This window comes from Sphingomonas sp. GW821-FHT03E12 (assembly GCF_059420685.1).
In genome coordinates this window covers 481489-492509 of record NZ_JBWKUF010000004.1, presented here as the reverse complement: position 1 = coordinate 492509, position 11021 = coordinate 481489, and the positions used below count along the sequence as shown (strand labels likewise).

The 11021-nt window shown below is 66.0% G+C and carries 6 protein-coding genes; 2 read left to right on the top strand and 4 right to left on the bottom strand.

The window, feature by feature from the left end; genetic code table 11:
- From AC07TU_RS15640 to AC07TU_RS15625, 4 genes are all read right to left on the bottom strand, one after another.
- Window positions 1-2919, bottom strand: a complete 2919-nt coding sequence (locus AC07TU_RS15640) for a TonB-dependent receptor (RefSeq protein ID WP_495188841.1) — start codon at window positions 2917-2919, stop codon at window positions 1-3.
- A gap of 61 nt (window positions 2920-2980) precedes the next feature.
- Complete coding sequence (locus AC07TU_RS15635; RefSeq protein WP_495188840.1) at window positions 2981-4078, bottom strand: FecR family protein; 1098 nt, start codon at window positions 4076-4078, stop codon at window positions 2981-2983.
- Window positions 4075-4608, bottom strand: a complete 534-nt coding sequence (locus tag AC07TU_RS15630; RefSeq protein WP_495188839.1) for an RNA polymerase sigma factor — start codon at window positions 4606-4608, stop codon at window positions 4075-4077. The genes AC07TU_RS15635 and AC07TU_RS15630 overlap by 4 nt, the downstream gene beginning before the upstream one ends.
- A gap of 156 nt (window positions 4609-4764) precedes the next feature.
- A complete protein-coding gene (locus AC07TU_RS15625) occupies window positions 4765-5841 on the bottom strand; it encodes a helix-turn-helix transcriptional regulator (RefSeq protein ID WP_495188838.1) in 1077 nt (358 codons plus the stop codon).
- Between the two features lie 165 nt (window positions 5842-6006).
- On the opposite strand from AC07TU_RS15625, the gene AC07TU_RS15620 reads away from it, so the two are divergent.
- Together AC07TU_RS15620 and rpoB are read left to right on the top strand one after the other, a co-directional pair.
- The gene (locus tag AC07TU_RS15620; RefSeq protein ID WP_495188837.1) at window positions 6007-6570 is read left to right on the top strand and encodes a hypothetical protein; all 564 of its coding nucleotides are present in this window, start codon (window positions 6007-6009) and stop codon (window positions 6568-6570) included.
- Window positions 6571-6827: 257 nt separating this feature from the next.
- The gene (gene rpoB, locus AC07TU_RS15615) at window positions 6828-10982 is read left to right on the top strand and encodes a DNA-directed RNA polymerase subunit beta (protein WP_495188836.1); all 4155 of its coding nucleotides are present in this window, start codon (window positions 6828-6830) and stop codon (window positions 10980-10982) included.
- Window positions 10983-11021: the final 39 nt, after the last annotated feature.

Here is an 11021-nt window from a genome sequence, read left to right as displayed (position 1 = left end):
CTAGAACTTGGTTCGGACGCCGAACGAGACCAGCCGCCCCAGCGAGAAACCGTTGGTGTAGCCGGTCGAGCTGTTGAGGTAGGGCGGGTCCTGATCGAACACATTGTCGATGTTGAGGGTCAGCATCGAATTCTTGAGCACGCCGCCCAGATCATAGGCGAAGAACAGATCAACGGTGTTGAAGCTGTTCACCCTGGTCTGGGGCGTGACGCCCAGCATCGGATAACCGCCGCGATGGTTGAGCGAGGCGCGCGCGGCGAAATCGCCGACCTTCGCACCGAGCGCGGCGGTGAAGGTCAGGCGCCCGGTCCCGTTCTTGAGATTGTCGTCGAAACCCGCGCCCTGAACCGCCTGGGTCTTGCGGTTGAGCGTATAGGTGCCGGCGATACTCGCGTTGATCGATCCGAACCCGGTCTGACGCAGGTAAGCGAGGTTGAAGTCGATCCCGTCGACGTGAATCGCGCCCAGATTGGTGCGGCGCGCGTCCATGATCACATAGGGCGACGTGCCGAAATAGAGGCTGTCGAGGCTCGGCGCGCCGTTGAGCGGCCGGCTGCCGACCAGCGCCTTCACCTGTGCCAGCGTCGGGTTGGTGATGTAGAAGCTGCGATAGCCCGGATCGGTGAAGAAGACCGGCGAGAGGAACGGCGGCACCGAGATCGCGTCGGTGAAGCGGACATTATAATAGGTCGCGCTCACCACCAGGCCCTGAACCGCCTTGGGCGTCCAGTCGAAGCCCACGGACCAGGTCTTCGCCTCTTCCGGCTTCAGGTCGGGACTGCCCCCGGCCAGGACGATCGTCGGCCGCAGGATGTCGAGCGGCGAGCTGCCCGGGGCCCGGAACGGGCTGAACAAAAGGATCTGCGCGCGCGCGTCGGCCAGGCTGGTCGTATCGGCCAGGCTCGGCGCGTGGAACGAGGTGCCGTAATTGCCGCGGATCAGCAGGTCGTCGAACGGCTTGTAGTTGACGCCGATCTTCGGGTTCGTCGTGCCGCCGACATCGTCATAGCTGTCGTGCCGGATCGAACCCGAGATCTGAAGGGCGCGAAGGCCCGGCATGCCGTTTCCCGGTCCCACCAGCGGGACCAGTGCCTCGGCGAACACCGACTTCACATTGCGGCTGGTCACCGACCCCATCGCGTTGGTGAAGACGTTGCGGCGATCGAACGAGGCCAGCGAATCGAGCTTCTCGAAAAGATACTCGGCGCCGACCGCGAGCCGGATGTCGCCGCCGCCGATCGTCGCGACGCGTCCGTCGAGGATCGCGCGCGTCTGGAACATCTCCTGATCGGCTTGGCCGTAATTCTCGAAGTCGCGGATCGCGGCGAGAACCGCGGGGCTGCTCGCGCCCGGGTCATAGGGATTGAGCGCGGTGGCGAGCGTGGTGCCGGCGAGCGCCGCCGTCGCTGCGGTGGCGTTGATGGTCGGTTCGCGGATCAGCGAATAGCTACTGCCGTAATTCGCCTCGGCGCGCAGCTCCCACCGGTCGCTCAAGCCGATCGAGATGCTGGGCGAGACGCCCCAGCTGTCGAACCGGGCGCGGCTTTCCATGCTCTCGCCGAACGCGTCGGCGAAGGAGATGGCGACGCTCTGCACCGGCGAAAGGCCGATCGGACGGAAATAGGGGTTGGTGAAGACCATCGTGCCGGTGAAGCCCGGCGTCGCATTCAGCCGCGTTGTGTCGCGGCGCGACCAATAGGCGGTCGCCTGGAAGTCCACGCTGTCGCTGAGCGCCTGGGTCAGGCCGGCGAAGACGGAGTGGCGTTCTTCACGCGGATAGATATCGGCATAGTCGGTCGTGTCGCACTTGTTGACCGTATTGGGCGCAAGGCCGGGCGCCGCATAGCTGACGCCGCCCACGGTGAAGTTTCCCGGCGAACAGGTCGTCGCGCGAAAATCCTGCCCGCCGCGCGCGGTGTGATCGGCGCGCACATAGTCGCGGTCGATGCCCAGGATATTGTCGTGCCAGGCATAGCTGTAGGACGCGAAGATCGAGCCGCTGCCCCAATCCTTGCCGACGGTCAGATTGCCGTCGATCGTCTTGTAGTCGTCGGCGAAGCCATAGCGCACATTGGCGCCGACCCCGTCGAAGCGCTTGCGGGTGATGAAGTTGATGACGCCGCCGATCGCGTCCGAACCATAGATGGCCGAACCGCCATCGGGCACGACCTCGACCCGATCGATCAGATCGGGCGGGACGATCGACGGATCGACCGAGGTCTGAAGCACGCCCGCGCCGACCATGCGCCGGCCGTTCATCAGCACCAGCGTGGTGGTGCCGCCCGAGGCGCCGAGATTGCGGATGTTGGGGCGCACGATCGGGATCGACATGTCGCCGCTGCCGCTCGGTACCGTGTTGAAGTTGCCGACCTGCGGGATCGAGGCGAGCAGGTCGTTCGCCGAGGTTGCGCCGCTGGCGACGATCTCTTCGCGCTTCACGCTCACCACATTGGTGCCGGTCGGCGCGACGCCGCGCAGCAGCGTACCGGTGACGATAACCTCGCCCTCCGCAACGGTGTCGGCCGGAGTCTCTTCAGCGGCCGCGGGTGCGACCTCGGAGGTCTGAAGCGGACGCGGAGCGGGTGCCGCCACCGCTTCGATCACGAAGGCGCCGCCCGAAGCGGCGCGCGCGCGCAGGCCATGTCCGGCGATCAGCCGGTCGATCGCCTCGCCCACCGAATAGCTGCCCCGGATCGCCATGGCGCGCTTGCCGCGCACCAGCGCCGGGTTGAAGATGATTTCGGTGCGCGTCTGGCGGCCGAGCTGGGTCAGCGCGGACGACAGGCTCTGCGCTTCGAGCTGGACCGGCGCGCGTGTGGCGGCCTGCGCCGCGGCCGGAACGACGGTCAGTGCCAGCGGCGCGATGCTGGCCAGAGCCAGCAGGCGAAGTGCAGATATACGGCGGCGATTGCTACGCATGGTTCCCCTCCCTCACGAAGCTGGCTTCGGCCAGTCTTCAAAAGGTCAGGACGTGAGCGGATCAGTTTTCCACACCGGCCTGCGAAGTTTTTTTCGCCGAAGCGTTGGCGATGACCAGACTCCCGTCCGCCTGTCTGTCGATCCGCACCGGCAGCAGCTCACGCACCAGCCCGGTGAAGCGATCGGCGTCACCCGTGCGGAACACGCCGCTGATCCGCATCCGCCCGGTCTCGTCGTCGAGCACGCGGATCGGCGCGGCGGTGTAGCGGCTCATCTCCGCGGCGGCGCTGGCCAGAGGCGCATCCTCGAGCGACACATAGCCGTCGCGCCACAACAGCTCGTCGCCGACGTCCACCGGCGCGACACGCTGCGGCACGCCGAGCTCGGCGACCAGTGCCTGGCCGGGCTTTAGGAGCGTGGGTGCGGGCGCGGAGGCATCAGGCGCAGCGGCGGCGTGATCGACCACGACGCGCCCCTCGACCAGCACGACCTTCATCCGGCCGGGATCGAGGCGGACTTCGAAGACGGTGCCCAGCGCCGTGACGCGACGGCCCGCGGCTTCGACCATGAAGGGCCGGGAAGCGTCCTTCGCCACTTCGAACAGTGCCTGACCGCGCATCAGCCGTACAAGGCGGCCATTCGGCGTGAAGGCCAGCGCAACCGCGGTGTCGGTGTTGAGCGTCACCCGCGTACCATCGGGCAGGCGGACGATGCGGCGCTCGCCCTTTGCGGTCGCGAACCGCATCGGCGCGGGCTGCGCGCCTGCAGCCGTGGACGCAACCTCTCCTGCCGGTCCCTGCACCGGACCGCCGCTCAACCCGAGCTGGCCCGGGAGCATCAGCGCCGCCGCGGTCAGGCAGGCAGCAAGCCCCGTCCCCACTGCCGGGATCATCCAGCGCCGCGGTGCCGGCCTGGTGGCAAGCGCCGCCTGGCGCAGCGCGGTGAGATGCGGATCGGCATCGGCCTGATCGAACACGTCCCAGACGCCATTGGCCTTGCGGAAGGCGCGGGCATTCGCCTCACTCGCCGCGAGCCAGGCATCGAAGCTGGCCTGCTCAGCCGCGGTCAGATCGCCCCGGTCCTGCTGCAGCACCCAATAGACCGCAGCCTCGTCCGGGGTCATGCCCAGCGTCGGATTGGTGCGCGCGAGCGAGATCATTGGTCGCTCATCCGCTGCATGAGATGGGCCATGGCGCGCGTCATATGCTTTTCGACCGCGCTGACCGAGATGCCCAGCCGCGCGGCGATATCCAGATACCGCATGCCCTCCAGGCGTCGCATCACGAAGACCATTCGCGTCCGTTCCGGCAGTTCGAGGAGCACGGCGGTGGCACGCACCAGCGCCTCCTTGCCCAGTAGGACGCGCTCGGGCGAAAAATCCACATCGCCATGCTGCTGGCCGTCGAACGCCTCGTGATCCGCTTCGTAGCGGCTGCGTTTGCGGCGCAGCCGGTCGTTGAGCACGCTGCTCGCGGTTTCGAAGACATAGCCGCCGACCTTGTCGACATCCTCGAGGCTGCCGCGCTTGGCCAGCCGCAGGAACACTTCCTGGATCAGATCCTCGATTTCGCCCCGGTCGCGGAGACGGCGCGAGAAATAGCGGTCGAGCGATGCGCGGAAGCGCGCATCAAGCGCTTCGAGCGACGCGTTGCTCTCGCCGCGATAGGATCGTCTGCTACTGTCACTCATCACTCTACGCCTCGCGCGCGAGGCTGGGGCAGTTCGCCAGGCTTGGCAATCCACGATGATTCCAGTGCCTTACCTGACGGCCAGTTACGCGCCGCATGGGCTGTTCGCGGCCCCTCATGACCGCGTGCGCGACCCCATCCCCGGCCACCCCCTAGCCTAGGTCGCGCCGAGAACGCATCGCTCGAGCTCCTCGCGCGACGCCACGCCGACCCGGCGATAGATGCGGCGGCGATAGTCGTGCAGCGTGTGGGCGCCGATCCCCAGCTCGCGCATGATCTCACCCGGGGCACGCGCGAGCACCAGGTAGCGCGCAACCTCTCGCTCGCGCGGCGACAGGTCCAGTTCGGCGAGGCGGCTCAGCACCTTCAATCCCAGCGGGATCTGCCGTTCGATCAGCGCATAATAGGACTGGGGCTCCACCCCTCCGCCATGGTCGGACAGACCGACCGGCGGCTCGACCGGATAGAGGCGCACGACCATGCGCCCATAGGGGGTGGTCCGCGCGACCGCGGGCTCCCGGCCTGCGCGCCGGATCAGCGGCGCGAAGAAATCGGGCAAGGCCTCCTCCAGCGTCCGGCGCCGGAACTTCTGATCGAACTGGATGCCCAGCAACGCGCGCAGCATCGTTTCATAGCCCCGGCTCGCCTCGATCAGATGGCCGTCGCCGTCCAGGGTCAGGACGGTCCGGTCACTGCTGTCGGCATAATCGTCCGGCGGATCGAGACGGTCGGCCGCAAGCGCATGCGCGAACGCCGGAACCACCGCAATCAGCAGTTCGATCTCGCGGCGCGAATAGTCGCAACCGCCGGGCTCACGGGTAGCGAGGACGACGCCGCACACCTCCTGGCCCTCGCGAACGAAGACGTCGAAGCCGTGACCGATGCCATAGGGACGGCAGCACTCATTGTAGAAGAGCGAGCCGCGGAACTCCGGCATGCGTGTGGTTTCCGCCGCGACGCCGAACGGCTTGCCCCGGCGCACCAGGCTGGCGAAGCTCGGCACCTTCATGTCGTCGCACGCGAGCAGCGCTGCATTCACCTCGAGCGCGGCCGGAATGACCCATGGCAGGTGGAAGTCGACCGGCCTGCCGAGCCTGTCGACCCAGACAAACATGCAGAAGTGGCTGGGAATCAGGTCCGCCAATGCCTTGAGCATTTCGGGAATGACGGTGCGGCTGGGCAGGCCAAGCCGGGCCAGCTGTGAAAGATGGGCAAGCGCGGCGTGATGACGCACCGGGAGCCTCCTCACCAGTTTTCCGTATCGAGACCGATCAAACCGCCGGGGACGGCGCCGCGCAGGCGGCCAATCCTTCCCCCTATTGGGGGAAGAAATGCCATCGCGACGCTGGCTAAGCAAGCGCATCCGGCAAGCCGGACGGGGCGAACAACGGGAGACGCTATGATCATCATCTTTATCGCGGCGGGCCTCCTGGCTGTCGTCGGGGCAGCGGTTCTTGGCCGCGAGTTCGGCCGGACCCGGCTTCCACCGGCTCAGGACGGTCCCGGCGGCTCCAAGCCGGAAGGCTGCGAGAACGCCGTCAAGGAGTGGGACGATGCCCGGCAAAAGGCATGCAATGCCAAGCGCGAACAGGATGCCGCACAGATCCTTGCCAACGATACGCGCGCTCAGGTGTTTGCCGCGACTGCGGTGCATGCGGCGCTCGTCGTCGCCGCGATCGCGACCTTCGCCGCCGCTGCGGCCGCCACCGCAACCGTATTCGGCATTCCCGCCGGTATCGTCCTGACCGGGGTGGCGATCGGCTTGACCGTCGCCGCGGCGGCCGCGCTGCTTGTGCTGATCGGCCTGACCGCTTCGCTGACCGCGGCGGACGACGATCTGCTCAAGAAGATCAGGAACCGCCAGGATTGGGACAACCGGGTGAGCGACCTTCGTGCCGCGATCAACCGGACATGCTCCATCGAACGGGCCGAGACCGCACTGGCCCGCCCCGGCCCGTGCTGATCGTCGCGAAAAAATGGGCGGGCGTTTGACAGCGCCCGCCCCGCTTCCTATATCCGCCGCTCACCCGATCGGTCGGGAAATGATGCGCCGTCGCGCAGCGCATCGAACGAATTGGCCGCCGGGGACCATAGACGCTTGAGAGGCTGAGTTATTCTTCTTTTCGAAGAGGAAGTTGCTCGGCCCTTTTGGCGTCTGTTCGCGTGCCTGCCCCGGCGGATACCGGGACGATTTTCAGGCTGACGAGGCAAAACACACCCATGGCAACCAAGGCGATCGAAGGCGGCACCGCAAAGCGCCGCATCCGCAAGGTGTTCGGCGACATCCACGAAGTGGTCCAGATGCCGAACCTGATCGAGGTTCAGCGCGAATCCTACGAACAGTTCCTCCGCAGCGATCCTTCGATCGGCTATGTCTCGGGGCTTGAGAAGACGCTGCGCAGCGTCTTCCCGATCCGCGACTTCGCCGGCACCGCCGAACTCGACTTCGTCACCTACGAACTCGAAGCGCCCAAGTTCGACGTGGAAGAATGCCGTCAGCGCGGCATCACCTACGCCGCCCCGATGCGCGTCACCCTTCGCCTGATCGTGTTCGAGGTCGATCCCGATACGGAAGCCCGGTCGGTTCTCGATATTAAGGAGCAGGACGTCTACATGGGCGACATGCCCCTGATGACGGGCAACGGCACCTTCTTCATCAACGGCACCGAGCGCGTCATCGTCAGCCAGATGCACCGCTCGCCGGGCGTGCTGTTCGACCATGACCGCGGCAAGACCCACGCTTCGGGCAAGTATCTGTTCGCGGCGCGCGTGATCCCGTATCGCGGCTCGTGGCTCGACTTCGAGTTCGACGCCAAGGACATCGTCAACGTCCGCATCGACCGCAAGCGCAAGCTGCCGGTGACCTCACTGCTCTACGCCCTGGGCCTGAACAGCGAAGAGATCCTCAACCACTTCTACAACACCGTGACCTTCGTGCGCGGTCCGAACGGCTGGCAGATCCCCTTCCAGCCCGAGAACTGGCGCGGCGCCAAGCCGATGTTCGACATCATCGACGCCAAGACCGGCGAAATCGTGTTCCCGGCGGCGCAGAAGATCAGCCCGCGTGCTGCCAACAAGGCGCAGAAGGACGGTCTCGAGACGCTGCTGATCCCGACCGAAGAGATCTTCAACCGCTACTCGGCGTTCGACCTGATCAACGAGTCGACCGGTGAGATCTACATCGAAGCGGGCGACGAAGTGTCGGCCGAGAACCTCGAAAAGCTCGACAAGGCCGGCATCGAGCGCATCGAACTGCTCGACATCGACCATGTCTCGACCGGTCCGTGGATCCGCAACACGCTCAAGGCCGACAAGGCCGAGGAGCGTGAGCAGGCGCTGTCCGACATCTATCGCGTCATGCGCCCTGGCGAACCGCCGACGCTGGAGACCGCGGAATCGCTGTTCGGCGGCCTGTTCTTCGATCCGGAGCGCTACGACCTGTCGGCCGTGGGCCGCGTCAAGCTCAACATGCGCCTCGACCTCGACGCGCCGGATACGACGACGACGCTGCGGACCGAGGACATTCTGGCGGTCGTCAAGACGCTGGTCGACCTCAAGGACGGCAAGGGCGAAGTCGACGACATCGACAATCTCGGCAACCGCCGCGTCCGTTCGGTGGGCGAACTGCTCGAGAACCAGTATCGCGTCGGTCTGCTCCGCATGGAGCGCGCCGTGAAGGAGCGCATGAGCTCGGTCGACGTGTCGACCGTGATGCCGAACGACCTGATCAACGCGAAGCCGGCGGTTGCCGCGGTTCGCGAGTTCTTCGGCTCGTCGCAGCTCTCGCAGTTCATGGACCAGACCAACCCGCTGTCGGAAGTCACCCACAAGCGCCGCGTTTCGGCGCTTGGGCCGGGCGGTCTCACCCGTGAGCGCGCCGGCTTCGAAGTCCGCGACGTTCACCCGACCCATTATGGCCGTATCTGCCCGATCGAGACGCCGGAAGGCCCGAACATCGGTCTGATCAACTCGCTGGCGAGCTTCTCGCGCGTCAACAAGTACGGCTTCATCGAGACGCCGTACCGCAAGGTGATCGACGGCAAGGTGACCAATGAGGTCGTCTATCTCTCGGCGATGGAAGAGGCCAAGCACACCATCGCGCAGGCTTCGGCCGAGGTCGATGGCGATCAGCGCTTCACCGAGGAGCTGGTCTCGGCACGTCAGGCGGGCGAGTTCCTGATGGCGCTCCCCGACCAGATCACGCTGATGGACGTCTCGCCCAAGCAGCTCGTCTCGGTCGCGGCCTCGCTCATTCCGTTCCTGGAAAACGACGACGCCAACCGCGCGCTCATGGGCTCGAACATGCAGCGTCAGGCCGTGCCGCTGGTGAAGGCGGAAGCGCCCTTCGTCGGCACCGGCATGGAAGAGACCGTCGCCCGTGACTCGGGCGCGGCGATCGCCGCTCGCCGTGCGGGCATCGTCGACCAGGTCGATGCGTCGCGCATCGTCATCCGCGCCACCGGTGAGGTGTCGGCGGAAGAGAGCGGCGTCGACATCTACACGCTGATGAAGTTCGAGCGTTCGAACCAGTCGACCTGCATCAACCAGCGCCCGCTGGTGAAGGTGGGCGACGTCGTCACCGTGGGCGATGTGATCGCCGACGGCCCGTCGACCGAGTTTGGCGAGCTGGCGCTGGGCCGCAACGCGCTCGTCGCGTTCATGCCCTGGAACGGCTACAATTATGAGGACTCGATCCTCATTTCCGAGCGCATCGTGAAGGACGACGTGTTCACGTCGATCCATATCGACGAGTTCGAGGTGATGGCCCGCGACACCAAGCTCGGGCCGGAAGACATCACCCGCGACATCCCGAACGTCGGCGAGGAAGCGCTGCGCAACCTCGACGAGGCGGGCATCGTCTATGTCGGCGCCGAGGTCGAGCCGGGCGACATCCTGGTCGGCAAGATCACGCCGAAGGGCGAAAGCCCGATGACGCCGGAAGAGAAGCTCCTCCGCGCCATCTTCGGCGAGAAGGCTTCGGACGTCCGCGACACCTCGCTCCGCCTGCCCCCGGGCGTGTCGGGCACGATCGTCGACGTTCGCGTCTTCAATCGTCACGGCATCGACAAGGACGAGCGCGCGATGGCGATCGAGCGCGAGGAGATCGAGCGCCTGAAGAAGGACTCGGACGACGAGCGCAACATCCTCAACCGCGCGACCTGGTCGCGTCTGCGTGAGATGCTGCTGGGTCAGGTCGCGACCGGCACCCCGAAGGGCCTCAAGAAGGGCTCGGTGATCGACGAGGATCTGCTCGACAGCGTCGATCGTCACGAGTGGTGGAAGTTCGCGGTCCAGGACGACAAGGTCCAGGGCGATCTTGAAGCGGTGAAGGGCCAGTATGACGAGGCCGTGAAGCGCATCAAGGACAAGTTCGAGGACCGCCGCGAGAAGCTGGAGCGCGGCGACGAGCTGCCGCCGGGCGTGCTCAAGATGGTCAAGGTCTTCGTCGCGGTGAAGCGCAAGCTGCAGCCGGGCGACAAGATGGCCGGCCGTCACGGCAACAAGGGCGTCATTTCGCGCATCCTGCCGCAGGAAGACATGCCGTTCCTCGAGGATGGCACGCCGGTCGATCTCGTGCTCAACCCGCTGGGCGTGCCTTCGCGCATGAACGTCGGTCAGATCTTCGAGACCCATCTCGGCTGGGCCGCGCGCAACCTGGGTATGCAGGTCGCTGCGCAGCTTGAGGACTGGCGTGAAGCCAATCCGGACGCCAAGGCAGGCGAAATGCCCGGCGCGGTCAAGGATCGCCTCAAGACGATCTATGGCGGCCACTATGCCAGCGAGATCGACGCGCGCACGCCCGATCAGGTTGCCGAGCTGATCCAGAACATCCGCACCGGCGTGCCGATGGGCACCCCCGTGTTCGACGGCGCGCGCGAAAGCGACGTGACGGCGATGCTGGAACTGGCGGGTCTCGACACGTCGGGCCAGTCGGTGCTGTTCGATGGCCGCACGGGCGACGCCTTCGACCGCAAGGTCACGGTGGGCATCATCTACATGCTGAAGCTCCACCACCTGGTCGACGACAAGATCCACGCGCGTTCGATCGGGCCGTACTCGCTCGTCACCCAGCAGCCGCTGGGCGGCAAGGCGCAGTTCGGCGGCCAGCGCTTCGGTGAAATGGAGGTCTGGGCGCTTCAGGCCTATGGCGCGGCGTACACGCTGCAGGAAATGCTGACGGTGAAGTCGGACGACGTGGTCGGCCGCACCAAGGTCTACGAGGCGATCGTCAAGGGCGACGACACGTTCGAGGCCGGCATCCCCGAGAGCTTCAACGTGCTCGTCAAGGAAATGCGCTCGCTGGGCCTCAACGTCGAACTCAAGAATCTCGACGAGGTCGAGGACGGCGACGGCCTGGCCGAGGCGGCGGAATAACGGATTACAGGGCAGCGGTTTTCAACGCCGCTGCCCCTT

Excerpts from the sequence above, each read along its gene's own strand:
- AC07TU_RS15640 (WP_495188841.1), bottom strand. The coding sequence starts at position 2,919 with ATGCGTAGCAATCGCCGCCGTATATCTGCACTTCGCCTGCTGGCTCTG.
- AC07TU_RS15635 (WP_495188840.1), bottom strand. The coding sequence starts at position 4,078 with ATGATCTCGCTCGCGCGCACCAATCCGACGCTGGGCATGACCCCGGAC.
- AC07TU_RS15630 (WP_495188839.1), bottom strand. The coding sequence starts at position 4,608 with ATGAGTGACAGTAGCAGACGATCCTATCGCGGCGAGAGCAACGCGTCG.
- AC07TU_RS15620 (WP_495188837.1), top strand. The coding sequence starts at position 6,007 with ATGATCATCATCTTTATCGCGGCGGGCCTCCTGGCTGTCGTCGGGGCA.
- rpoB (WP_495188836.1), top strand. The coding sequence starts at position 6,828 with ATGGCAACCAAGGCGATCGAAGGCGGCACCGCAAAGCGCCGCATCCGC.